Here is a 26,567-nt window from a genome sequence, read left to right on the forward strand (position 1 = left end):
TGTCTTCATACAATCTACCAAATGACGCGGGTAGCGCCAATAGAATGCTGGAGGTAGAGAAGATGAAGGACAACCAGGAAAATCCTATACGCCGCATCATGATCTGCGGGTTGCTTGTTATTGCCGTATTGCTGTGTCTGGGGGTGTCAGCCTATGGAGGACAGGGGAACTCTTCTGCTTCGCGGAGTATCTACTCCCCGCAGGCTGAAGCGGGCAGTGCGTTACCTCTACTCTCTAAGAATAATGCTCCGGCTGTCCCGGTGCAAGATTTGCCTCCGGCAGCCGGCAGAATGACAGGGGCAGAATCGCGGCAGACGCATATTTCCGGCGGCGGTTCAGCCCCTAAGGCGGGCGCAGAGCGTCCCGCTCCTGCGATACATCAAGTATCCGCAGCTGCAGGTAAGGCTACTCCTTCAAGCGGACAACATAAGGAGAAGCGGGTCTACCTGACTTTTGACGATGGGCCAAGTGCAGTGACCCCCAAGGTGCTCAGCATATTGCAAGAGCAAGGAATCAAGGCTACCTTCTTCGTGCTGGGTGAGCAGGCGGAAGGCCGTCCCGAGCTGATCAATGCCATCTGGGAGCAGGGGCATGCGATCGGCAACCATACCTATAATCATAACTATCATAATTTATATAGCGGATTCACGGAATTCTGGCGTCAAATCAAACAGACGGAGGAAACGGTACGTGAGATCACCGGCGTCCGTCCGCAGCTGGTCCGCGCGCCTGGCGGGACGTTCGGCCATTTCGACAGCACCTACTTTACGCTGCTCAAGCAGGCAGGCTACAGGGTGATGGACTGGACGGTGGACAGCGGGGATTCCCGCCGCCGGGGAGTGCCGGCTGCGGAGATTATGCAGGCTTCCGTTGCCGATCTGACCTCTCCAAGTGTGGTACTGCTGCTGCATGACGGATCGGGTCATGAACAGAGTGCGAAGGCGCTGCCAGCCATCATTGAACGCTATAGGGCGGCCGGTTATGAGTTCGGCGTTCTGGATGCGCAGAGTGATCCGGTACAGTTCAGGGTGTCCTCCAAGGCAGCCGCACTTCAGCGGGGCAAGCCGTCCGGGGAGTGGATCTCGGCGAATATTGTCCCGAACGCGGAATTATTTGCGCCCGGCAAGGCCCTCGCTCTTGAGATTGGCCGGATGGAGACCTTGCTGAAGCCCGGGGAGTACCGTCTCCAGGACGGGCAGTACTATGTTCCGCTGCGCGCCACCGTGGAACGGCTGGGCGGACGGGTCGGCTGGAATGCGGCCACCCGCAGCGCAGCTGTAAGCTGGAACGGCCACAGCATGAAGTTGGACTCACAGAGGCAGGAGATTGGCATTCACCGGCCGGACGGTACGGCAGAGTACAGGGGGACACCGGTGCAGCTCCGGGGCTCCTCCCTCTGGGTCCCCCTGCGTACCCTGCTTGAAGCAGCAGGGCATCCGGGTGCCGAAGCGGTTGTCAATGCAGAGGAGCGCAGGGTTACCGCTGCTTAAGGCAGATATTCGTGTTAGCTAGGAGAGAGCGGCGGGACAGATAGGAGAGCAGGGGCAGGCAGAGCTGGCGGGAAAAGCAGGTGAAATGTCTGGGTAACCTTTTTCGTGGAAAGAATAGATAGCAACAGGCCTCAGCAAGCAGTATAGCCAGTGAAAGCACAGGCTGTCAGGGGGCTAGTCTATAACCATGGAAGGGTGTCCACCTTGTCCTCATCCTCATTGATAGATCCGAAATCACAGGTATATTCACAGCAAAACAGGTACGGGAACGCAGAGATTGCAGGGTTTCCCCGGAAGCGCGTCCGCCGCACGGCGAAGGAATGGGGGCGAATGCTGCTCCTGATGGCGGTTACCGGAGGGCTGTATATGTGGCGTGGAGGAGAATCGCTCCTGCTGCTGCTGACAGCTGGCGGAGTGGTCATGTCCGGCGGCCTGCTGATGCAGCTCTGCGGTCCCCGGAGAGTTAACGTACAGCGTACGATTTCTCCTGCGCATCTGTCTGCCGGGGATCATGCTGTTGTTGAAGTGCAGATTTCTTTTGCCTCCGCAATCCCGCTGCCCTGGATGATCGTTACCGATTACTGGAGCGGGGGCAGCCATCAGGAGCTGCTGTTTCCCGGCTTCCGGCGCTCCTTCAGCTATTCGTATGAGCTGCTGTCCGTTCCCAGAGGGGTGCATCAGCTCCATGGTTGCAGTCTGGCCTGGGGAGATCTGCCGGGGCTGTTCACAGGCGGCTGCCAGCCGGACGGCAAGGCGGGCTTCAAGGTGCTGCCAAGGGCGCTGTATATGGGCTCAGCAGTGCCGGATACAGGCTTGCTGCCCGGAGACCGTGCATCCGGGCGGGGGAATCACAGCAGTCCGCAAGCAGCGGATATCCGTGATTATGCACCCGGTGATCCGTTCAGCCGGATTCACTGGAAGAGCAGCGCCCGTAAGGGCAACCTGCAGAGCAGAGTGCCGGAACGTGAAGCCGGACAGATGACCTGTATTGTGCTTGCGAGCAGCCCGGCGGATTATGAGGTTCCCGGAGGTTCGTATGCACCGCGCAGCCAGCGCAGGTCGGTAATTCCGGCCTTCGAACAGGCGGTATCCGCTACTATGGGGCTGCTGCTCTCTGCCGAGCGCTCCGGCAGCTACATCCAGCTCTTCAGCGGCGGCTGGCCGGAAGGGATGGCCAGACATGAGGGGCTGGGCCAGATTCCCGGAAGGGTCCGGGATCTGCTCACAGAGATTGCCCCCTCCGGCTCACAGAGTCTCCGCAGACTGCTGGAGGATGCGTCGCAGAGCTGGATTCCCGGAATGACGGTAACGGTCATTACCGGGCGGCTTGAGGAGGAGTCGGCGAGAACGCTGGCCCGCTTCCTGGTCCAGGGGATCAGGGTGGAGCTCTATTATGTCTGGGACCAGCCTTCTCCAAGCCGGACCCCCGGTAATCCCGTTCGAAGCCCGGCCGGAGCGGCGGGGACACTGCCGGAGTTATCCCGCAGCAGCAGGCTGGCAGCAGAGGGATGGCCAGCGTCCGGGCAGCGTGATCCTGCGGCTTCCGCGGACAGCAGACCGCCTGCTTCGGATACCATTGCCGGAAGTCTGATGAGGCTTGGAGCGCGGGTTCACTGTCTGAGCCATGCCGCGCCTGCACCAGCGTACAAGGGGGCGGAGCCTGATGGATTCCCGGATAATCCCTCCTCCTGCTAGAGTGACTGCGGATGGCGCCAGTCCGAAGCCCTCTACAGACAGCAAGCCGCGGCGTCACGGAAGCATTGTATTTACAGCGGAAGGCATGCAGGAATCAGACCTTGCAGAGAGCAGTCCCGAAGTTAAAAGTGAGAACAGCCCTCTGTACTATCGCGGCCTGTTCTCTTTGGCGATTATGGCCGTGTTTGTTCTGTGGCTGCTGCCGCTCTACTCATTGCCTGTGACCACGGACCATACACAGCTCCTGCGGCTCCTGATGCTCTCGGCAGCGGCGCTTCTGGCTTGGGGCTGTCTGCTGCTGCCCCGTCTTGTCCAGGCAAGCGGGCAGTTCCTTCTAATCTTCATGACCTGGTATGCCCTCTGTGCTGCTGCCGGGGGAGATGGCGGGTGGCTGAAGGCCTATGCCTTGGAGAAAAGCGGACAGGATGCCCTGCTGCTGCTCTCCGGCAGGATCTCCGCCTTAAGCGAGGACAGCAGGCTGCTGATTCTGGTGCTGGGCTGGGGGCTGCTGGTCTCCTCTGTCCAGCAGCTTGCGCTGTACAGGGGAAGTATTACCCTGTTCACCGGTGTAACGCTGGTGTATCTGCTGGTGCTGGATATGGGCTACGCCGTTAATACTTCCGGCGATGTACTGATCACGGCGGGGCTGATCCTGTGGCTGCGGGCCTTGAGCGGTTTGCTCCACCTGCAAGAACGGACCGGAAGCCGTGTACTTCCTTACGGCCGCTGGGGAGCCGTGGCATTCTCTGCGGCCGTATTGGTGACGATGGCCGCCTGGATAGCCGGGCAAGGGCTGGGTGCACGCCCGGCTGCCCCGGTTACACTGCAGCCGGTGCTGGACAAGCTGGAGCACTGGGCTGCGGCGCAACGGCCGGAGGAGCCTGACGTATCCCGCACGGGCAGCACCGGCTATAGCATGGAGGACAGAGAGCTTGGCATGCCCCTGACTCCCAGCGGGGAGGCGGCCTTCACGGTCACTGTCCCCCGTCCTTACTATTGGCGGGGAGAGAGCATGGCATATTATGACGGCCGCCGCTGGATCAGGAGCGGAGCTGCGTATGCAGCGCTGAATCTGCCCCGGCTGTCCGGGGCGCTGCCCGCCCTGGCCGATAATGCGGCAGCCGGGGGAGAGACCCTTATCCAGCGGATTCAGCTCGCCTCTCCTTCTCTTGGAGGCGTGCCGCTGTTCAGTGCAGGCACCATAACGGACGTACAGAACATTCGGCTTGCAGACGGAAGCCAGCTGGGGTACGTGCTTGCCAGCCCGGATAAGCTTAGCTTCCGCCTGCCGGAAGTCTATGGCTCCGCAGGGGTTACAGAGTACAGCGTGAAGTCTGTTCTGCCGCCAAGCGATCCGGCGGTGCTGCGGAAGCTGAAGGGAAGTGATCCCGAAGGGGTCCGCAGCCTGTATTTGCAGCTTCCCGCTGCTGTGCCGCCCAGAGTTCGTGCGCTGGCCGGCCAGCTTACCGCTGCCGCAGGGAGCCGTTACGATGCCGCCGTAGCCGTAGCCGGCTATCTTCAGGACGGCTACTCCTATTCGCTGAAGACCCGTGTGCCGCCATCCGGTGCCGATTTCACCGATGATTTTCTGTTTGGGACCCGTCAGGGGTATTGTGTGCATTTTGCCACGGCGATGACGGTCCTGCTGCGCAGCAGCGGCATTCCGGCACGGTACGTCCAGGGCTACGGCCCGGGGACCGCCGTGCCCGGCTCCATGCCGCAGCGCTACAGCGTGACCGGCGGGGATGCCCACGCCTGGGTCGAGGTCTATTTCCCCGGCGCGGGCTGGGTCCCCTTCGACCCCACGCCCTCCGCCGCTGCCCTCGGCGCGGCGGCTACGGACCCGGCGGCTGCCTCCGCGCCGCCGGACAACCACCGCTCCGCTGCGCTGCACGCGGACGCGCTCTCTGCCGCCCTGCCGCAGGCGGGCGGCCCGGACCGGGCGCCGCTAGCTCTGGCGGCGCTGTTGCTGGCTGCCGCCATCCGCTGGCGGCGCAGCCTGGCTCTGCTGCCGGCAGTGCGCCGCGCCGGCAGGCTTGGCCGTGAGCGGCAGCTGCGCGCTGCCGCTCTGGCCTGGCACGGGCTGGCGGCGCGGTATGGGCCGCCGCTGCCCGGGGTTACCGCCAGGGAGTACGCAGACTCCCTGGCTATCGAGGACGGGCGGCTGCGCGCCGCCGTCCGGGCTTTTGTACGCCAGTGGGAGACCCTGGCGTATGGCGGCGCCGCAGGCGGCGTGCCTTCAGCGGCGCCGGGCCACGCTGGAGGCGCCGTGCCGTTAGCGGCGACGGGCTCCGCCGGAGACGCCGTGCCGTTAGTGGCGCCGGGCTCCGCTGGAGGCGCCGTGCTGTTGCCGGCGTCGGCTTCCGCCGCAAGCATCCCGCCGCCCCGCCCCATCCCCGGTAACGCTGCTGATACCATAGACGCGGCGTCATTCATGACCCGGTGCTTGCTGATTACCTTTCATCTGACCTGATCAAGACATGGCGTCCCTGCATTTGCGGCGGACGTCTTTTGTTCTTGTTCAGGAAATGATTGTTTCCGCCAACTGCCCACCTTCGGCGGATTCAGGTGCACTAATGCCCCTCATTGCCGCGAACTGCCCACTTTCGCCAGATTCAGGTGCACTAATGCCCCTCATTACTGCGAACAGCCCGCTTTCGCCAGATTCAGGTGCACAAGTGCTCTTCATTACCGCCAACAGCCCACCTTCGCCGGATTCAGGTGCACAAGTGCTCTTCATTACCGCCAACAGCCCACTTTCGCCGGATTCAGGTGCACAAGTGCTCTTCATTACCACCAACTGCCCACTTCGGCAGATTAAGGGGCGTAGGCTCTCCCTACTACTCATCGTCCACCCGCAGGGTACTTTTGTACTTGTACCATTTACTTACTGGACCTTCCATAATTCGAGGGGGCCAGCTATCAAGCTACATTTCCCCAATTATTGCGGCCGAAGGCGTCAGCTCCTCATCCCATTCATCCGCCAAAGTGCTTTTCCTGCACTTTGAGACTGCCAGTGGGCGGGGGAGTTACTATTCTCACTGGCTCAACGGACACGATTACACTGGAATCAGGCCAATCTTCGCATGATTTGGATACCTTTTCCAGTCACGGGCATTCCGTAGCAATCTGCTCAATACATATATTTTGCCGCACCCTGACAGCCAGCTAGTTCCAGCCTTCCGCCACCGCGCTGCGATTCTCCCCAGACCTGCCGCCCATAGGCCAAAACCTTGAAGTGGAGGGAGTCCATATCCTTGACGCTGAGAATTAACCATGAGTATAATGAATCCAATAATCAAGGGAGGCAAGTAATGAACAAGCCAAATGAAATAATCGTTGTTCTGGATTTCGGGGGACAGTATAACCAGCTTATCGCGCGCAGAATTCGTGACCTGGGAGTATACAGCGAGCTTCTGCCGTACAATACACCGATGGAGAAGATTAAGGCTTTATCGCCCAAAGGAATTGTTTTCTCGGGTGGGCCAAGCAGTGTCTATGCAGAGAATGCACCGCATGTAGACCCGGCAATTTACGAGCTCGGGCTTCCGATCTTCGGAATCTGCTATGGGATGCAACTGATGGCACAGCAGCAGGGAGGCAAGGTGGAACGCTCCGCCAAGCGCGAGTACGGCAAAGCAGATGTGGAATTCGCACCCAGCTCCGTACTTGCAGCAGGCCTTGAGAGCAAGCAGACGGTATGGATGAGCCACGGCGACCATGTAGTGGAGCTTCCGGAAGGCTTTAAGCTGGATGCAGGGACAGAGAGCGCGCCGATTGCAGCCATGAGCAATGATGTCCGTAAATTCTTCGCCGTTCAGTTCCATCCTGAGGTACGCCACTCCGTGAAGGGGAATGAGATGATCTCGAACTTCCTGTACGAAGTATGCGGCTGCGAGGGCAAATGGACTATGGAGTCGTTCATCGAAGATGCCGTTAAGGATATCCGTGATAAAGTCGGCGACAAGAAGGTACTCTGCGCACTCAGCGGCGGCGTGGATTCCTCTGTTGTGGCGATGCTGATTCACCGTGCGATCGGCGATCAGCTCACTTGTATGTTCATTGACCACGGCCTTCTGCGCAAAGGTGAAGCGGAGAGTGTTATGGAGACTTTTGTCGGCAAGTTCGATATTCATGTTGTCAAGATCGACGCCCGTGACCGCTTCCTCGGCAAGCTGGCTGGTGTGTCCGACCCCGAACAGAAACGTAAAATCATCGGCAATGAGTTCATCTACTGCTTCGACGAAGAATCGGCCAAGCTGGGCGATTTCTCCTTCCTGGCCCAAGGTACACTGTATACCGATATCGTAGAGAGCGGTACAGCAACGGCGCAGACGATCAAGTCGCACCACAATGTAGGCGGACTGCCGGAAGATATGAAATTCAGTCTGATCGAGCCGCTGAACACCCTCTTCAAGGATGAAGTCCGTAAGCTGGGTGAAGAGCTTGGTATGCCGCATGCCATCGTATGGCGTCAGCCTTTCCCGGGTCCGGGTCTGGCAATTCGTGTGCTGGGTGAAGTGACTGAGGAGAAGCTGCAGATCGTCCGCGATTCCGACTATATCCTGCGTGAAGAGATTGCCAAGGCTGGCCTTGACCGCGAGATCTGGCAGTACTTCACCGCACTTCCTAACATGAAGAGTGTTGGCGTAATGGGTGACGAGCGTACGTATTCCTACACCGTCGGCATTCGTGCGGTAACCTCCATCGACGGTATGACCGCCGACTGGGCACGTATCCCATGGGATGTACTGGAGAAAATCTCCGTGCGCATCGTCAACGAAGTCGACAACGTGAACCGCATCGTCTACGACATTACCTCCAAGCCGCCAGCGACGATTGAGTGGGAATAGGTAAAAGAAAAATAAAAACTCTCATCTATCTGCAATTTTCTGCAAATGGATGAGAGTTTTTTTGTTCTAGGGACTTACAGGCTTCAAGCTCTTATTGCCCATGTCGCCTGCTACAGATTTCTCAATTCATACACCTTCTCCAGCGTACAAAGACACTCCTTCTTCTTATCATCATCCTCTGCATGAAGATATCCCTCCACCAGCCGGTATCCGAAGACGAGCAGGATAAATTCGTAGACGCAGTGGCCGGCAAGCGGGGCAATCTCTCCCGCATACTCTGCGAAGCCCCGGTAATAAGCAGGGACACACCGCTGATAGTATTCAATCATGTGATCCAGATCCGCCTCATCTGCAAGCAGACTGGCGATGTCCTCGCCGAGGTAGCCCCAGCCGCTGGTATCCCAGTCGATCAGCGCGATGGTCCCGCCAGTATAGATGATGTTGGTTACCCAGAAGTCCCGGTGGCATAACACCAGAGGCAGGCGTTCAATCCGGGCAAAAATATCGTCCGAATGCTCATCGATATCAATGAGCATTTGCCGTATATGCTGCGGGAACTCACAGTCCTCCGAGCGGATATAGTCGTAGACGAGCGGCCAGGAGCGGTAATGCAGGTACGTGTTCTTCATCAGATCCGCATGGCTCAGGTTGATCAGACTTTGCGGTACCTCAGGCTGCTCCGCGTACAACTTCCCTTGATACCGTCCCAACTCCAATGCCGCCTGTTCATACATGTCACCGGTCAGCTCCAAGCCGGAGATGCCATCCATATATTCCAGCCACAATCTCATTTCATCCCCGACTTCATTTATCTCAGCGTGATAACACACCGGCCAGCGGAAGGATTCTGTGAAGGTTGCCCCCAGTGGGGAAGCGTAGAGGTCATATTCCCGACGCCAGGAATGCGGATCATCGTAACGTTCCCATTTCTTCTGGATTTTCAGCACAATACGGTACGGCAGCTGCTCTCCGTCAGCCATTTCGGCTGTTCCGGTAACCAACTGCACATCCCCCAAGGTCCCGCCATGTAGCTGTAACGTCTGGTAGTCAGCAGATGTAACCGTTGTTTTGAAAAGCTCACTTAGTGCAGTATATAACGCTTCAGTTGGAATCTTCATTTTTTTCGTCCTCCGTTTTTCTTCATTTGCTTGCGCTGCATAGCAGCTGACTGATTGCGGGCATCCTTGCCCCTGAGATAGTTAGTTCTGTTCTGCACGAATTGGTTCTCCTGCTGCTGGGCCATGTAACGCTCCCAGCGTTCACGCGGCAAGGAACCATCCGCAAGAGCGGCAAGAACGGCGCAGCCCGGCTCGGCCTCATGGCGGCAATCCTTGAACCGGCATGCGGAGAACCGTTCCTCCACATCGTTGAAGCCTGCAGAGATGCCTTCGTCAGCATCGAATAATCCAAGCTCACGCATCCCGGGGGTATCGATTACCATTGCTCCCGAGGGGAGCATGAACAATTGGCGGTGCGTGGTAGTATGCCGTCCCCGGCTGTCTTCCTCCCGGATCGAACTAACCTTCATGACATCCTGTTCCATCAGCGCATTAAGCAGTGACGATTTGCCGACACCGGACATGCCAAGGAAGACGACAGTTGAACCAGGCTTGAGGTAGGCATCAAGCTCATGCAGCCCGAGACCGTTGTGACTGCACACGGCGTGCACCGGAACATCCGGCATGCTCTGCCGGACTTCTGCCAGCGGGAGGCTGTAGTCTTCTGTGAGATCAGCCTTGGTCAGAATGACGACCGGCTGGCCGCCGCTCTGCCTGGCCTGGGTCAGATAACGCATCATGCGGGTGACATTGAAATCCCAGTTCAGGGAGGACAGGATGAATACATAGTCAAAGTTGGCGGCCACGACCTGCTCCAGAATGGTTTTGGTATAGCCTGCGGCATGGCCGGAATAATTCGCCCGCGAGAACTTGGAGCGGCGGGGGAGAAGGGTAACAAGGAGCGAATCCCCGCTTCCGTTCGGGCGCAGTAAGGCAAAATCACCGACGCATGGGAAGTCCTCCCGGGTTTCTGTACTGTGATAGAACTTGCCTTTGAGTACAGCGGTCAACTCGCCCCGCTCTGTGATTACCGTGAAGCGCTCCCGCCGGAGCTCTGTAATTCTGCCAGGCAATAGCCCGGACGGGATTTTTTCTATTTCTGTATATCCATAGGTTTTTAGATCAATCATGTTTTTGGGTTTAGCTCCTTTTAAAGTTGTTTTGTGGACGCAAAAATGCCGCGGAACAGCAGCCTCAAGAAGAAGCTGCTGATCTGCGGCATCAAGATGCAAAGAAGATACGACCTTTATCGTATCCCGCAAACAGCAATATTCACGAAAGGTTACTTGGGATGGCACACCAAATAATACGGGCTTTGCCCGCCTTTTTAAAAAGCATGCCTGCTATGCAGTTCTAAACTGAAACCACCATATAAGTAGTAGCCAATTCAAACATCCCCTTTCGGATTTGAGGAACTTGCTTATCGCTAAGCTAGTTCAGGTTAACATATTTTAGCGTGCGAATACCATGTAGAGTTTGATTATACTTAATAAAGTCCGGTTCTATCCGCATTTATGCTGCAATGTTTGGCGGATTCTCACTGAACCAAACAGGATTTGTCATAAAAATGTTCAATTTACGAACAATAGTGCGAACCTTACGTTCAATGTTCGTATTTACCATTGACAAGAGCTGTGATCTGCCCCTAAAATGATAAAGCGCTACAGCAAATATCTATTCGTATAATTCCGGGAATGGGCCCGGAAGTCTCTACGAGGTCACCGTAATGACCTGGCTACGATTAAGAAGAGCAGCTTGTCCTGGGATCACCGGCAATTGTCCGGGATTCGGGGCAGCCATCTCTTTTTCGGGCCGGTGTCTTCCCAGATGCCGGCTTCCTGTGTTGCTGTATTGGCACAACATATAACCTTAGGGGGAGAACCATTTGAACCGCTTTTTCAAGCTGAAAGAGAACGGCACCACAGTACGCACAGAGATCATGGCCGGTATAACCACGTTTATGGCAATGGCTTATATTCTGTCGGTTAATCCAAGCACCCTGACTGCCTTCGGCCGCATTGATATGGGCTGGTATTCCGTATTCCTCGCTACGGCGCTGGCAGCTGGTATTTTCACCATTGCCATGGGGGTCTTCATTAACTTCCCGGTCGCTCTGGCACCTGGTATGGGCCTTAACGCATATTTTGCTTCCGTAGTCTTATCCTCCGCCACCACTGAACATGAGTTCACTTGGCAGATGGGTCTGACCGCCGTATTTATCTCCGGGATTATCTTCATCCTCCTGACCATTACCCGGGTCCGGCAAATCCTGCTCACTGCCATTCCTGACAGCCTGAAGCATGCGATCACCGTGGGTATCGGGATGTTCATCACCATTATCGGCCTGAAGAACAGCGGACTGATGACTATCGGCGTTGAAGCCGGCAGCGATATCGCCGCTAACAAATTTACAGACGTTCTTTCCTTCGAAACGGTTATTCATATGGGCAGCCTGGAGAACACCAATGTCCAGCTCGTCATTATCGGTCTGCTGCTGATCTCCATTCTGATGGTACTGCGCGTTCGCGGCGCCATCCTGTTCGGAATTCTGGGCACTACCGTGGCTGCGATCCTGATGGGTGCTGTAGATTTCAGTTCACTGAGCAATCCGCAGACGCCTTGGGTTCCTGACTTCACACAGCTTAACTTCTGGGAATTTGACTGGGAAGGCATTATGCACACGGGTATTGTATCGGCGATTGCCACCTTTACCTTCGTAGAACTGTTCGATACCTTCGGTACGCTGGTGGGTACTGCTGAACGTGCCGGAATCATGAAGAACCCTGAAGAGGGCAAAAAACGTGTCGGCAACGCCATGTTCGTAGATGCGGTAGCTGTTGCGGGCGGTGCGATGCTGGGTACTTCCACCACTACCGCATATGTTGAGAGTGCTGCCGGTGTAGCCGAAGGCGGGCGTACGGGTCTGACAGCAGTAACTACAGGGATCTGCTTCCTGCTTGCCTTGTTCCTGGCTCCGGTAGTCGCTCTGATCCCTGGTCCGGCAACGGCGGCAGCGCTGATTATTGTCGGTGTACTCATGGCTCAATCCATCCGTGATATTGACTTCCAGGACATGGTGCTGGCCATTCCGGCCTTCCTGACCTTCGTGATCATGCCGTTCACCTACAACATTGCCAACGGTATCTCATTCGGGATTGTTACTTATGTGATTCTGGCTTGTGTAGCCAATATCGCCGGCAAGAAGAAATACGATATCCACTGGATGATGTGGGTGCTGGCGGTGCTGATTGTTCTGCGTTATGTTCTGATCGGCAGCCAAGGCTAAGGCTACACGGATTCTGATCTCCATTGCGGTCTCTTCATTATATGAAGGGGCCGTTTTCTTTTTGGCCATGTAAGGAAGGAGTGGCCGGGGCCAGGCGGGCTTTACCCTTTTCATCAACCAATATTTAGATTATATTGTTGAAGAGGTGATAAATGGTGTCCGGTGTATTCAATCGAGTGTACAAGTCCTTCCGTAGTCATCCCTGGCCGGTGCTGCTGTTCCTGCTTGGGGTAATAGTCCGTATTCTATACATAACTTCTATTCCACCGGGACTGAATCAGGACGAAGCCTCTATCGGCTATGATGCCTACTCCATTTTGCACTACGGGATGGACCGGAATGGTGTACATCTGCCGATTCATTTAATTGCCTGGGGGAGCGGACAGAATGCGCTTTATGCCTACTTGTCCATGCCGTTCATTCTGTTGTTCGGACTGACGCCGTTATCTGTGCGGGCGCTCAGCCTGATCATGGGACTACTGGGCATGCTGTTCTTTTACCTCATTATGAAAAGATTATTTGCCTCGCCTGGAGCCGGGACTGCTGCGATGTTCTTTATCGCCATTAATCCGTGGCATATTATGATGTCCAGATGGGCGCTGGAGTCGAATCTGTTTCCTACAATGATATTGATAGCCGTATACTTTCTGCTGCGCGCTTTTACGAATCCAAGGTGGCTGTTCGCCTTTACCGGCATGCTGGCCCTCTCGCTGTATGCGTATGGAACAGCGTACTTTTTCGTCCCGCTGTTTGCACTCGGTACGGCTATTCTTCTATTATATAGCAAGGTCCTGCGACCCCGTGCCCTGGCTTGGAATGTTGTATGGTTTGCGGCACTAGCGCTGCCCATATTACTATTTATTATCATCAACCGTTACGGCATGCAGGATATAGCTACTCCGCTGTTCACGATTCCCAAGCTTACGACGCCGCGTGTGGAGGAGATTTCATCCCTGTTCGGGGGCAGGCTGTGGCAGGCGGCTGCGGATAACCTCAGCGCTTTCAGCAAGCTGATGTGGAGCGGGAGCGACGGGCTGCCCTGGAACTCCATTTCGCCTTACGGGTATGCTTACCCGCTGGCGCTGCCTTTTGCGCTGCTTGGCTTGGTTGTTCTCCTGCATTCCTGGTGGACAAGGCGGCGGGAGAGGGAGAATGCGGGTAGAGGAGTCCTGCTGCTCTGGTTTCTGGTGGCGGTGCTGATGGCGTTGATTACAGCCGTAAATATTAACCGCATTAACATTATTTTTTACCCGTTCATTATGCTGGTAAGCACCGGATTCGTCTGGCTGGCCGGCAGAGTCAAAGGGGTTGCCATCCTGGCCGCAGCCGGGTTCGCCGTGATGTTTGCCTTATTCTCCAATACGTATTTCCGCGAATTTCCTGAGCAGATCGGTCCGGCCTTCTATGATTCCTTCGGAGAAGCCGTGAAGTATGCTTCGGAACAGAGCAGCGGTGACATCTATCTTACGAACCAGGTGAATATGCCTTATATTTATGTACTGTTCTATGAGCAGATCAATCCGCATGATTTCCTGAAGTCCGTTCAGTATGCCAACCCGGGAGAAGCCTTTCAACGTGTTTCTTCCTTTGGAAGATACAGGTTTGAAGATTTGAACAGGGTGCCTGGCCATGCCGCATATATCTATGCGAACAATGCTGCGCCTCCTGTGGTAAGCACCGGATCCAGAGTGAAGCATTTTGCCAACTACAGCGTACTGCTCACTGGTGAACAGACGGAAGCATACATAACCGGCGGTAAGGGCTGGATTAACATTGACGAGGTGAGGGTAGAACGATGACCAAGAATGTACGTGCAGCGGTAACTGTTATACTGATGCTACTATTATTTATTCTTCCTGTAACAAACATCTATGCCGAAGGGAATCTATTGCAGAACCCGGGCTTTGAAGAAGGAGAGGACGGGGCACCGGCAGGCTGGAGTAAGGATATGTGGATTGCCGGAGATGCCGCAGGCTCGATATCCGTTCAGTCCGAGGAGGTTCGTTCCGGCAGCAAAGCGGCGGTTATTGAGAATCTGGAGCCCAATCACCTGAAGTGGGTGCAGACCGTTACCGTCCTGCCGAACAGTTATTACAGAATCTCGGGATATGTCAAAATAGCCAGCATCGCAGGCGGGGGACTCGGGGCCAATATCTTCCCGGTAGGCATTGGCGGCGGTTATCCCGCTACCAGCGATACCGGCGGTGAGTGGCAGCATCTGGAGTTCATCGGCCAGACCGGCAAGGAGCAGACTGAGATCGGAATCGGCGCTGCGCTGGGCGGCTATGCCAATCTGATTCAGGGCAAGGCCTATTTCGATGATCTGTCCGTAGAGAAGCTGGATACCGTGCCGGAGGGATCGAATATCATCTCGCTGGACAGCGGAGCCCAGGCTCCCCCGGCAGATGCGGACGGCGGGACCAAGCCGGAGGAAGTGCCGCATAAAGTATCGCCGGCCAAGCTGCTCCTGCTTTCCGGAGTATTCAGTTTGTTCTTTGCTTTTCTATATACCAGAGCCTTCCGCAGTGAGCGTCTGCTGAGACAGGAGGATGTCATCTACACCCGCTGGCTGTATGTGTTGTTTGGGGTGGCGTTCATCCTGCGGATCTGGATCGGTCTTACGGCGCAGGGCTACAAGAATGATATGAATACCTTCATGGCCTGGGGCCAGCGTCTTACCGACCTTGGACCGGGCAAATTCTATGAAGAAGGTTATTTCGCCGATTACCCGCCGGGTTACTTATATGTGCTGTACCTGCTTAGCCTGCTGCGCGGATTATTTAACTTTGCCGGCGGATCAGGCGCCGAGACCGTTCTCTTCAAGCTGCCCGCGATTCTCTCTGATCTGGTGCTCGGCTGGATGATCTATAAGAGCGCGCGCACCCGGCTCGGCCCGGGACTTGCGATCGGGCTGATGATGCTGTTCCTGTTCAATCCGGCTGTGCTGATGGACTCGGCAGCCTGGGGGCAGGCGGATTCCTTTTTCCTTATCTTCCTGCTGCTCAGTATGATGGGTGTTGTCGATAAGCGCTTTGTACGTGCCGCGGTCTTCTTTGCCGTTGCTACATTGATCAAGCCGCAGGCGCTGATCTTTACACCGGTGCTGCTGCTCGCCTTCTACCATCACCGGGCCTGGAAGCAGCTTGCGCTGGGTGCCCTATACGGTCTGGGGATCTTTGTTCTCCTCGCAGCCCCGTTCTTCTGGAGTAACGGCGGTTTTGCGGGAATGATTAACCTGTACAAAAGCACACTGTCCTCCTATCCGTATTCCACAGTGAACGCGTTCAATCTGTATGCGTTGACCGATCCGATGTGGTCGGCGCTGGATGTAACCTGGCTTGGCATACCGTACCGTATATGGGGCTTTATTTTCATCCTGGCGGCGGTTGCCTTTGCAGCGTATTATTCCTTCAATACCAAGGACCGCAAGGATCTCTCCAAGTCCTACTTCATCGCAATGGTGCTGATCACGATTGTCTTCGTATTCGGTACCAAAATGCATGAGCGCTACTTGTATCCGGTACTGATCCTGTCGTTATTCGCGTTCATAGAGAGCAGGGACCGCCGATTCCTGACCCTGTTTCTCGGATTCTCCCTGACGCAGTACATCAATGTGGGTTATACACTGGCGTATCTGAATACCGGCGGGAACCCGCCAACTGACGGAATAGTGCTGGTTACAGCGATTACCACTATTATACTTGCGTTATATCTGCTCTATATTGGATACGATGTATATATCCGCCGAACTGCGAAGCTCTTGCCTGAGCCGGTTACCCCCACAGAGACCTATGCAGCAGATATGCTGCTTGCAGAAGGCATTAAGCCGCTGGCCAAGTCAGAACGGCGTTCTCCGCTGAAGCTGAAGCGCAGGGACTGGGTCTGGATGATGGGGATCACCGCGCTATACGGGGCGCTTGCCCTTTATCATCTGGGAGACAACAAGGCACCTGAGACGCTGTGGGAGCCGGCGGCCAGCGGAGAGAGCTTCTATGTGGATCTGGGGCAGGCCCGTCAGCTGGAGCGGGTTAATGTGTTCGGCGGTGTCGGGACAGGCAAGTTTCAGCTGGAATTCAGCCAGACCCCTGATAATTGGAGCAGCCCGCTTGAGGTAAGCGAGGATGTCGGCAATGTCTTCATCTGGAAAAGCCAGCCGCTTAACGTATCCGCAAGATACGTCAAGCTCTCGGTTACGTCTCCGGGCTTCACCCTCAATGAGATGGCCTTGTATGAGCAGGGGGCACCGAAGGTTCCTCTGCCCATAGCAAGTGTTATACCTGATCCGGGAGCGGCAGCTAAGAGGGGGACGCCGGCCAATCTGTTCGATGAGCAGTCCATCATCCCGGAGAACACTAACTTCATGAATAGTACGTATTTTGATGAAATCTATCATGCCCGCACCGCTTATGAGCATTACCATAATATTGTGCCTTATGAGAACACGCACCCGCCGCTCGGCAAGCTGCTGATTGGAGTAGGGATGGAGCTGTTCGGCGTCAATCCGTTCGGGTGGAGGATCATAGGCACCTTGTTCGGAATTGCGATGCTGCCGCTGATCTATATCATGGCCATGAGGCTCTTCCGTAAGACTACGTATGCAGCACTGGCAGCGGGACTATTCGCTCTGGACTTCATGCATTTCACCCAGACGCGGATATCGACCATCGATGTGTATGGCGTATTCTTCATTATGCTGATGTTCTACTTCATGCAGCGGTATTTCACGATGAATTTCTACCGGGTACCGCTGCGGACCACACTGGTTCCGCTGTTCTGGTCAGGACTGTTCTTCGGCATCGGGGTGGCTTCCAAGTGGATTGTGATCTACGGCGGCGCGGGACTGGCTATTATGCTCGCGTTGGTACTCTTCGAACGCTACAGGGAATACAAGGCAGCCGGACGTCTGCTGGCTGAAGGCAAGCTGACCGGACAGGAGCTCAAAGCCGCCTGCCGGACTGCGGATCAGTCCTTCTGGAAGAATACAGTGATTACCCTGGCCAGTTGTATAGGCTTCTTCATTGTCATTCCGGTCATCGTCTACAGTCTGTCCTTCATTCCTGCGCTGTCTGCATCGGCAGAGGGCTTCACGGTTAAGGGACTGATTGATGCCCAGAAGAATATGTACAACTATCACAGCCAGCTTGTTGCTACACATCCGTTCGCCTCCTCCTGGTGGGAGTGGCCGTTCATGAAGCGTCCGGTGTGGTTCTTCAGCGGCGGCGAAGGCTTGCCGGCAGGCAAGGCTAGCAGCATAGTAACGATGGGCAACCCGCTGATCTGGTGGACAGGAATCTTCGCGATGCTGGCCGCCGTATGGTTGACCGTGAGACGCCGGGACAAGAGCCTGTACATGATCTGGATCGGTTTCTTCTCGCAATATGTTCCATGGATGCTTGTGCCGCGTGAGACCTTCCTGTACCATTACTTTGCGATGGTGCCGTTTATGATTCTGTCCATTGTGTACATCCTTAAGCTGCTTGACGCTAAGCTTCAGGGTGCCAGATATTTGCGGTACGCCTATGTGGCGGCCGCCGCCATCCTGTTTGTAATGTTCTATCCGGTGTTATCCGGCATGCAGGTGAACAGCAATTATATCATTCATGTACTTCGCTGGTTCCCTTCCTGGGTCTTCTAGGAGGGGAGCTTCAGAAGCCGGATATATGTTCAAAGCTGATGTTGATGAAGCGCATCAAGGAAGCTGTGGCTTACAACAAATTTAGGAGGAACCCAGGTGAAAGCCAGATATAGTGTGATTGTCCCCATGTACAATGAGGAGGAAGTCATTCAGGTAACCTACGAGCGGCTCAAAAAAGTAATGGATGGTTGCGGCGATTCCTATGAGCTCGTATTCGTCAATGACGGCAGCCGGGACCGAACGGCTGAGATTATGCGCGGCATCAGCAATACGGATGAGCATGTCAAGCTGATTGACTTCTCCCGTAATTTCGGCCATCAGGTGGCGATTACGGCGGGAATGGATTATGCTGAAGGCCAGGCGGTTGTGGTGATTGACGCAGATCTCCAGGACCCGCCGGAGGTCATTCTGCAGATGATCGCCAAGTGGAAGGAAGGCTATGAGGTGGTTTATGCCAAGCGGCTGAAGCGCCACGGGGAGACCTTTTTCAAGAAGGTGACAGCCAAGATCTTCTACCGTCTGCTCAGCAGCATGACCAGTGTGGAGATTCCTACCGATACCGGGGACTTCCGGCTGATCGACCGCAAGGTCTGCGATGTGCTGCGCGGCCTGAAGGAGAAGAACCGTTATGTGCGGGGGCTGGTGAGCTGGGTTGGCTTCCGGCAGACTATGGTGGAATATGTGCGGGAGGAACGCTTTGCAGGGGAGACGAAATATCCGCTGAAGAAAATGATCCGCTTCGCGCTCGACGGAATCACCTCCTTTTCACACAAGCCGCTCAAAATCGCCTCCTATGTCGGCTTCTTCCTGTCCTTCTCCAGCTTCATCTACCTGTTCCTGGTCTTATTCCAGAAGGTCTTCACCTCCTGGACGGTGCCGGGCTGGGCATCCATTGTCGGGGTTAACCTGCTGTTTAACGGCATTGTGCTGATGCTGCTGGGCGTAATCGGGGAATACATTGGACGGATCTATGATGAATCGAAGGATAGACCGCTCTATATCGTACGCGAGACCAGAGGCTACCCGGAGGCAGAGTCCGTAGATACGCGGAAGGAAAGCGATTATGCAAGATAAGGCTTGGAGTGCAGGCATGATCCAATTTTTGAAATTCAATGCAGTGGGCCTGCTTAACACGTTCATTGATTTTGCGGTATTTACTCTGCTGCATTCCCTGGGGATGCTTAACACCCCTGCACAGATTATTTCCTACAGCGCCGGAACGGCCAACAGCTTTTTCTGGAATAAGAAGGTAACCTTCAAGGGCCGGGACCGGGGCGGCAATAGCGGCTTTGACCGGATGCAGCTGGTGAGATTTATTGTCCTGAATCTGCTGGTGCTGGGCATCTCCGTGCTGCTGATTCATCTGCTCACTGACAGCCTGGGGATTCAGGTGCTGATGGCCAAGGTGCTGGTTACCTTTATTACAGTGATCATTAATTTCTTTGGAAGCCGGAAGTGGGTATTCTAAGGTAACAGTACATCTTCCCCGTATCCTGCGGGGGTAGCACTTATTCTATATTGCGGAGGCGATTGTCATGCGGAAGTTATCCTATTTGATCATACTTGCCGGGGTCCTGATTATGCTCTACCCCAAAGGAAGCGAATGGTACGAGGACCGTCAGCAGCAGAAGCTGCTGGAAGAGGCTGAACAGGCCTACAGTGAAATCGTTCCTTCGGCTACTGCTCCTGCAAATCCGGATCTGAGCAAGCCTTATGCGGAAGTCACCCAGCTGCTGGCGGAAGAATCGGCTGCGGAAGAGCCGGTTCCCACTACAGCGCCGGAGATTGAAGTCGGAGGCAAGATCACGGCCATTATTGAAATCGACAAAATCGATCTGAAGCTGCCTGTACTGGAGGGCGCCACGAAGGCCAATATGAAGCATGCTGCGGCGCATATGAAGGAGACAGCTCCGATAGGTGCGGTAGGCAATGCGGCGATTGCGGCACACCGGTCAAGAACAGCAGGGCGGTTGTTCAACAGACTGAATGAGGTCGGTAAAGGGGATACCATTACTCTTATTACAAGCGGTCAGGAATACAAGTATGTAGTATATGATGTATCCATTGTAGAGCCTACCGATATTTCGGTACTGAAGGGTAAGGACGACGATAAGATTCTGACCCTCATTACCTGCGATCCGCTTGTCGATCCGACCCACAGACTCATTATTCATGCGAAGCTAACCTGATTCTTGCAGGACAAGACGGTAAATGTCGAAAAAAACATAAAATTTTAGCGTTTTTTTGGTGGAATCTAGCAATTTGGGTCTTGATAATAGAGAAGGATATGGTAAGATAGAAATATAAGAAGCTAATACACGATAACGGCAAACCTATCGAAAGGTAGGGACGCAAAGCTACAGGGCCTTCCCGTCATGGATGGCAGCCAGCTACCGAATGAAGAGGCTTTTTTTGTTTGTTTTTATTCTGAATCTGTCATTATGTGGTAGTAGATTGGACAGATAAAGCTTATACGATAACGGCAAACCTATCGAAAGGTAGGGACGCAAAGCTAAAGGGCCTTCCCGCAAGAATGGCAGCCAGCTACCGAAAGGAGTTTTATCCATGAAGAAAGTTTATTTAATGTTGATTACGCTTTTTGTACTTGTCGCTTCCGTGCAGACAGGCACTGCTCAAGCAGCTAATGCAGATTCAAGCTGGTTGAATGTAGGGCAATTGGATCAAGGGGTCATCGGAGTTTCGTATGACGTTCCTAAGGACAAGAAGATGAAGCTCATGATTACAAAGGACACTAACAGCTATACTTACAACTTATACACCTCCAAACCGAATGAGACGTTCCCGCTTCAGCAGGGAAATGGTTCTTACAAGGTGTCCATTCTTGAGAATACTACCGGCAACAAATACAAAGTGCTATCTTCCGAGACTGTATCCCTCGCCATGAGCAACACGAATGCCGTATATTTGAGCTCTGTACAGAATGTGAAATGGAGTTCTTCCGATAAAGCAGTTCAAAAGGCAGCACAGCTTACAAAGGGTCTGACTACAGACGCAGACAAAGTGAAGGCTATCTACAATTACATTGTAGCTAACGTGAAATATGATTACTCTCTGGCTAATAGCGTAAGCACGGATTATATTCCGAACAACGATAACACATTGGCTACCAATAAAGGGATCTGCTACGATTACGCATCCTTGTTCGCTACTATGCTCCGCAGTGAAGGCATTCCAACCAAACTGGTTATGGGTAATACAAGCTATGTAACTTCTTATCATGCCTGGAATGAAGTGTTCTTGAACGGCAAATGGGTAACGATTGATACTACAGTGGATGCGGGCCTGGGTAAGAGCAGTGCGTCCACACAACTGATCAAAGCAGCAAGCAAATATACTGCAGCGAAATTCTACTAAGAGTAGCTGTAACCTATAGTATTACTGAGAATAACCCGCTTAATTATTAAGTGGGTTATTTTTATTTATATATATTTATATAAAGGTTGCATTTTAATATAGGGATAGGTTATTATAAATAAGCGTTCTTGAAGCGGCAAAGGAAATGAGAAATCACTTAAATAAGTGACTTCAAAATAAAGCTTGCATTGCTTGAGTGAACGTGATATATTATAAGAGTTGCTGGTGACGCGCTAAGCGGCGCTGACAACGAGCTTGATCTTTGAAAACTGAACAACGAGTGAGTATCGGAAATCACTTCGGTGAGATCCAAAATTAGAGAATGTAACAATTCTCGTCAGATGTTTCAAAATGAGCAATCGCTCTTTCTAAATACCAATTTGGAGAGTTTGATCCTGGCTCAGGACGAACGCTGGCGGCGTGCCTAATACATGCAAGTCGAGCGGAGTTTGAAAGGAAGCTTGCTTCCTTTCAAACTTAGCGGCGGACGGGTGAGTAACACGTAGGCAACCTGCCCTCAAGCCTGGGATAACTACCGGAAACGGTAGCTAATACCGGATAATTTCTTTCTTCTCCTGAGGAGAGAATGAAAGGCGGAGCAATCTGCCGCTTGGGGATGGGCCTGCGGCGCATTAGCTAGTTGGTGGGGTAACGGCCCACCAAGGCGACGATGCGTAGCCGACCTGAGAGGGTGAACGGCCACACTGGGACTGAGACACGGCCCAGACTCCTACGGGAGGCAGCAGTAGGGAATCTTCCGCAATGGGCGCAAGCCTGACGGAGCAACGCCGCGTGAGTGATGAAGGTTTTCGGATCGTAAAGCTCTGTTGCCAGGGAAGAACGTCCGGTAGAGTAACTGCTGCCGGAGTGACGGTACCTGAGAAGAAAGCCCCGGCTAACTACGTGCCAGCAGCCGCGGTAATACGTAGGGGGCAAGCGTTGTCCGGAATTATTGGGCGTAAAGCGCGCGCAGGCGGTTATTTAAGTCTGGTGTTTAAACCTTGGGCTCAACCTGAGGTCGCACTGGAAACTGGGTGACTTGAGTACAGAAGAGGAAAGTGGAATTCCACGTGTAGCGGTGAAATGCGTAGATATGTGGAGGAACACCAGTGGCGAAGGCGACTTTCTGGGCTGTAACTGACGCTGAGGCGCGAAAGCGTGGGGAGCAAACAGGATTAGATACCCTGGTAGTCCACGCCGTAAACGATGAGTGCTAGGTGTTAGGGGTTTCGATACCCTTGGTGCCGAAGTTAACACAGTAAGCACTCCGCCTGGGGAGTACGGTCGCAAGACTGAAACTCAAAGGAATTGACGGGGACCCGCACAAGCAGTGGAGTATGTGGTTTAATTCGAAGCAACGCGAAGAACCTTACCAGGTCTTGACATCCAACTAACGAAGCAGAGATGCATCAGGTGCCCTTCGGGGAAAGTTGAGACAGGTGGTGCATGGTTGTCGTCAGCTCGTGTCGTGAGATGTTGGGTTAAGTCCCGCAACGAGCGCAACCCTTGACTTTAGTTGCCAGCAGGTAGAGCTGGGCACTCTAGAGTGACTGCCGGTGACAAACCGGAGGAAGGTGGGGATGACGTCAAATCATCATGCCCCTTATGACCTGGGCTACACACGTACTACAATGGCCGGTACAACGGGAAGCGAAGCCGCGAGGTGGAGCCAATCCCAGCAAAGCCGGTCTCAGTTCGGATTGCAGGCTGCAACTCGCCTGCATGAAGTCGGAATTGCTAGTAATCGCGGATCAGCATGCCGCGGTGAATACGTTCCCGGGTCTTGTACACACCGCCCGTCACACCACGAGAGTTTACAACACCCGAAGTCGGTGGGGTAACCCGCAAGGGAGCCAGCCGCCGAAGGTGGGGTAGATGATTGGGGTGAAGTCGTAACAAGGTAGCCGTATCGGAAGGTGCGGCTGGATCACCTCCTTTCTATGGAGAATCGTTTCCTGCAATGGAAACATTCAAATCGGAAGCTTTGCTTCCACAATGAACCCTTGGGTTCAAACACTCACTCGTTGGTCAGTTTTGAGAGCTCAAACTCTCAGTAAGACTTGATCCTTGAAAACTGGATACCGAAACGAATTTGCGTTTTAGAACATTCCTTTAAGCTGAACTTGTGTAAACAAGTTTTGAATTAATGGCGATGCTACGATGATCTTGAAGGAAATACAGACGTTGAAGAAATTCATTGTCCGATATTTTCCTGACGGAAAAATCGAGGTTAAGCTACTAAGAGCACACGGAGGATGCCTAGGCGCCAGGAGCCGACGAAGGACGTGGCGAACAACGAAACTGCCTCGGGGAGCTGTAAGCAAGCTTTGATCCGGGGGTGTCCGAATGGGGAAACCCAGCTGTGGTAATTCGCAGTTACTCGTATCTGAATACATAGGATACGTAGAGGCAGACCAGGGGAACTGAAACATCTAAGTACCCTGAGGAAGAGAAAACAATAGTGATTCCGTCAGTAGCGGCGAGCGAACGCGGAACAGCCTAAACCAAGGGGCTTGCCTCTTGGGGTTGTGGGACGTCTCACATGGAGTTACAAAGGAATCGAGTAGGCGAAGAGGTCTGGAAAGGCCCGCGATAGAGGTAAAAGCCCTGTAGCCCAAACTGTGTTCCCTCCGAGACGGATCCCGAGTAGTGCGGGGCACGTGAAACCCCGTATGAATCCAGCAGGACCATCTGCTAAGGCTAAATACTACCTGGCGACCGATAGTGAAACAGTACCGTGAGGGAAAGGTGAAAAGCACCCCGGAAGGGGAGTGAAATAGAACCTGAAACCGTGTGCTTACAAAAAGTCAGAGCCCGTTTTAGGGGTGATGGCGTGCCTTTTGTAGAATGAACCGGCGAGTTACGTTTAACATGCAAGGTTAAGGTGAGAAGCCGGAGCCGCAGCGAAAGCGAGTCTGAATAGGGCGACTAAGTATGTGGACGTAGACCCGAAACCGTGTGATCTACCCCTGTCCAGGGTGAAGGTGCGGTAACACGCACTGGAGGCCCGAACCCACGCATGTTGAAAAATGCGGGGATGAGGTGGGGGTAGCGGAGAAATTCCAATCGAACTCGGAGATAGCTGGTTCTCCCCGAAATAGCTTTAGGGCTAGCCTCGGTGAATGGAGTGGTGGAGGTAGAGCACTGATTGGGTGCGGGGCCCGCAAGGGTTACCAAGCTCAGTCAAACTCCGAATGCCATTTACTTCTTGCCGGGAGTCAGACAGTGAGTGCTAAGATCCATTGTCAAAAGGGAAACAGCCCAGACCATCAGCTAAGGTCCCCAAGTGTGTGTTAAGTGGGAAAGGATGTGGAGTTGCACAGACAACCAGGATGTTGGCTTAGAAGCAGCCACCATTGAAAGAGTGCGTAATAGCTCACTGGTCGAGTGACTCTGCGCCGAAAATGTAACGGGGCTAAACACACCACCGAAGCTATGGCTAGATGCGTTGCATCTGGGGTAGGGGAGCGTTGTATGTGGGTTGAAGGTGTACCGTAAGGAGCGCTGGACAGCATACAAGTGAGAATGCCGGTATGAGTAACGAAAAGATCAGTGAGAATCTGATCCGCCGAAAGCCCAAGGTTTCCTGAGGAAGGCTCGTCCGCTCAGGGTAAGTCGGGACCTAAGGCGAGGCCGACAGGCGTAGTCGAAGGACAACAGTTTGAAATTACTGTACCACCGTAATCCGCTATGAGCGATGGGGTGACGCAGGAGGGTAGTGACGCGGACTGATGGATGTCCGTCTAAGCAGTGAGGCTGGTGTGCAGGCAAATCCGCACACTACTAAGGCTGGGCTGTGATGGGGAGCGAAAATTATAGTAGCGAAGGTCATGATCTCACACTGCCAAGAAAAGCCTCTAGTCAGGAGAAGGTGCCCGTACCGCAAACCGACACAGGTAGGCGAGAAGAGAATTCTAAGGCGCGCGGAAGAACTCTCGTTAAGGAACTCGGCAAAATGACCCCGTAACTTCGGGAGAAGGGGTGCCTCGGTAGGGTGAATAGCCCGAGGGGGCCGCAGTGAAAAGGCCCAAGCGACTGTTTAGCAAAAACACAGGTCTGTGCGAAGCCGCAAGGCGAAGTATACGGGCTGACGCCTGCCCGGTGCTGGAAGGTTAAGGGGAGCGGTTAGGAGCAATCCGAAGCTGTGAACCGAAGCCCCAGTAAACGGCGGCCGTAACTATAACGGTCCTAAGGTAGCGAAATTCCTTGTCAGGTAAATTCTGACCCGCACGAATGGCGTAACGACTTGGGCGCTGTCTCAACGAGAGATCCGGTGAAATTTTAATACCTGTGAAGATGCAGGTTACCCGCGACAAGACGGAAAGACCCCATGGAGCTTTACTGCAGCTTGATATTGAATTTGGGTACGATCTGTACAGGATAGGTGGGAGCCGGTGAGGCAGGAGCGCAAGCTTCTGCGGAGGCGCCGTTGGGATACCACCCTGATCGTATCTAGGTTCTAACCTGGTGCCCTTATCGGGTACGGGGACCGTGTCAGGCGGGCAGTTTGACTGGGGCGGTCGCCTCCTAAAGAGTAACGGAGGCGTTCAAAGGTTCCCTCAGAATGGTTGGAAATCATTCGCAGAGTGCAAAGGCATAAGGGAGCTTGACTGCGAGACCTACAAGTCGAGCAGGGACGAAAGTCGGACTTAGTGATCCGGTGGTACCGCATGGAAGGGCCATCGCTCAACGGATAAAAGCTACCCTGGGGATAACAGGCTTATCTCCCCCAAGAGTCCACATCGACGGGGAGGTTTGGCACCTCGATGTCGGCTCATCGCATCCTGGGGCTGAAGTAGGTCCCAAGGGTTGGGCTGTTCGCCCATTAAAGCGGTACGCGAGCTGGGTTCAGAACGTCGTGAGACAGTTCGGTCCCTATCTGTCGTGGGCGCAGGAAATTTGAGAGGAGCTGTCCTTAGTACGAGAGGACCGGGATGGACGTACCGCTGGTGCATCAGTTGTTCCGCCAGGAGCATGGCTGAGTAGCTACGTACGGACGGGATAAGCGCTGAAAGCATCTAAGCGTGAAGCCCCCCTCAAGATGAGATTTCCCAGTATGTAAGACCCCTTGAAGACGACGAGGTAGATAGGTTGGAGGTGGAAGTGCAGCAATGCATGGAGCTGACCAATACTAATCGGTCGAGGGCTTATCCAATATCTAGTACGCAGATTCGT

At 54.2% G+C, this 26,567-nt stretch carries 13 protein-coding genes, 2 rRNA genes and 3 riboswitches; of the genes, 13 read left to right on the plus strand and 2 right to left on the minus strand.

The annotated features are described in order from the left end of the window. Nucleotides 1-62 precede the first annotated feature (62 nt). The 4 genes from MHH28_RS25855 (at nucleotide 63) to guaA (ending at nucleotide 8,038) form a co-directional block, all read left to right on the plus strand. On the plus strand, nucleotides 63-1,490 hold the full coding sequence (locus tag MHH28_RS25855; RefSeq protein ID WP_405106819.1) for a polysaccharide deacetylase family protein: 1,428 nt from the start codon (nucleotides 63-65) through the stop codon (nucleotides 1,488-1,490). Nucleotides 1,491-1,709: 219 nt separating this feature from the next. Further along, a complete protein-coding gene (locus MHH28_RS25860; protein ID WP_405106821.1) occupies nucleotides 1,710-3,185 on the plus strand; it encodes a DUF58 domain-containing protein in 1,476 nt (491 codons plus the stop codon). After that, nucleotides 3,154-5,658 (plus strand): transglutaminase domain-containing protein, encoded by a 2,505-nt coding sequence (locus MHH28_RS25865; protein WP_405106823.1) that lies wholly within the window; start codon nucleotides 3,154-3,156, stop codon nucleotides 5,656-5,658. The genes MHH28_RS25860 and MHH28_RS25865 overlap by 32 nt, the downstream gene beginning before the upstream one ends. 841 nt (nucleotides 5,659-6,499) lie before the next feature. Beyond that, nucleotides 6,500-8,038, plus strand: a complete 1,539-nt coding sequence (gene guaA / locus MHH28_RS25870) for a glutamine-hydrolyzing GMP synthase (protein WP_405106825.1) — start codon at nucleotides 6,500-6,502, stop codon at nucleotides 8,036-8,038. Between the two features lie 110 nt (nucleotides 8,039-8,148). Here the strand turns inward: guaA and MHH28_RS25875 are convergent, their stop codons facing one another. Both MHH28_RS25875 and rsgA read right to left on the minus strand, forming a co-directional pair. Beyond that, a complete protein-coding gene (locus tag MHH28_RS25875; RefSeq protein WP_405106827.1) occupies nucleotides 8,149-9,156 on the minus strand; it encodes a phosphotransferase family protein in 1,008 nt (335 codons plus the stop codon). Next, nucleotides 9,153-10,226 (minus strand): ribosome small subunit-dependent GTPase A, encoded by a 1,074-nt coding sequence (gene rsgA / locus MHH28_RS25880; RefSeq protein ID WP_405106829.1) that lies wholly within the window; start codon nucleotides 10,224-10,226, stop codon nucleotides 9,153-9,155. Before rsgA ends, MHH28_RS25875 begins: the two co-directional genes overlap by 4 nt. A gap of 528 nt (nucleotides 10,227-10,754) precedes the next feature. Then, nucleotides 10,755-10,854: riboswitch (purine riboswitch) on the plus strand. Nucleotides 10,855-10,981: 127 nt separating this feature from the next. On the opposite strand from rsgA, the gene MHH28_RS25885 reads away from it, so the two are divergent. From MHH28_RS25885 to MHH28_RS25925, 9 genes are all read left to right on the plus strand, one after another. Then, nucleotides 10,982-12,382 (plus strand): NCS2 family permease, encoded by a 1,401-nt coding sequence (locus tag MHH28_RS25885; protein ID WP_405106831.1) that lies wholly within the window; start codon nucleotides 10,982-10,984, stop codon nucleotides 12,380-12,382. Between the two features lie 152 nt (nucleotides 12,383-12,534). Further along, the gene (locus MHH28_RS25890; protein WP_405106833.1) at nucleotides 12,535-14,181 is read left to right on the plus strand and encodes a hypothetical protein; all 1,647 of its coding nucleotides are present in this window, start codon (nucleotides 12,535-12,537) and stop codon (nucleotides 14,179-14,181) included. Beyond that, on the plus strand, nucleotides 14,178-18,017 hold the full coding sequence (locus MHH28_RS25895; RefSeq protein WP_405106835.1) for a glycosyltransferase family 39 protein: 3,840 nt from the start codon (nucleotides 14,178-14,180) through the stop codon (nucleotides 18,015-18,017). Before MHH28_RS25890 ends, MHH28_RS25895 begins: the two co-directional genes overlap by 4 nt. A 96-nt stretch (nucleotides 18,018-18,113) precedes the next feature. After that, nucleotides 18,114-19,091, plus strand: coding sequence for a glycosyltransferase family 2 protein (locus MHH28_RS25900; protein ID WP_405106837.1), 978 nt, complete (start codon nucleotides 18,114-18,116; stop codon nucleotides 19,089-19,091). Next, nucleotides 19,081-19,485, plus strand: a complete 405-nt coding sequence (locus MHH28_RS25905) for a GtrA family protein (RefSeq protein WP_405106839.1) — start codon at nucleotides 19,081-19,083, stop codon at nucleotides 19,483-19,485. Before MHH28_RS25900 ends, MHH28_RS25905 begins: the two co-directional genes overlap by 11 nt. A 67-nt stretch (nucleotides 19,486-19,552) precedes the next feature. Further along, nucleotides 19,553-20,206 (plus strand): sortase, encoded by a 654-nt coding sequence (locus tag MHH28_RS25910; protein ID WP_405106841.1) that lies wholly within the window; start codon nucleotides 19,553-19,555, stop codon nucleotides 20,204-20,206. Nucleotides 20,207-20,333: 127 nt separating this feature from the next. Then, a riboswitch (cyclic di-GMP riboswitch) is annotated at nucleotides 20,334-20,415 on the plus strand. A gap of 73 nt (nucleotides 20,416-20,488) precedes the next feature. Beyond that, a riboswitch (cyclic di-GMP riboswitch) is annotated at nucleotides 20,489-20,569 on the plus strand. 13 nt (nucleotides 20,570-20,582) lie between these two features. Further along, nucleotides 20,583-21,392: a transglutaminase family protein gene (locus MHH28_RS25915; protein ID WP_405106843.1), complete on the plus strand. Its 810-nt coding sequence runs from the start codon at nucleotides 20,583-20,585 to the stop codon at nucleotides 21,390-21,392. Between the two features lie 377 nt (nucleotides 21,393-21,769). Further along, a 16S ribosomal RNA gene (locus MHH28_RS25920) occupies nucleotides 21,770-23,330 on the plus strand. A gap of 290 nt (nucleotides 23,331-23,620) precedes the next feature. Beyond that, nucleotides 23,621-26,547: ribosomal RNA gene (locus MHH28_RS25925) — 23S ribosomal RNA — on the plus strand. The 16S and 23S rRNA genes sit together here, the layout of an rRNA operon. The last annotated feature ends 20 nt before the right edge of the window (nucleotides 26,548-26,567 follow it).

It is taken from the genome of Paenibacillus sp. FSL K6-1217 (genome assembly GCF_045040735.1).
In the GTDB taxonomy this organism is placed as follows: Bacteria; Bacillota; Bacilli; order Paenibacillales; family Paenibacillaceae; genus Paenibacillus_AQ.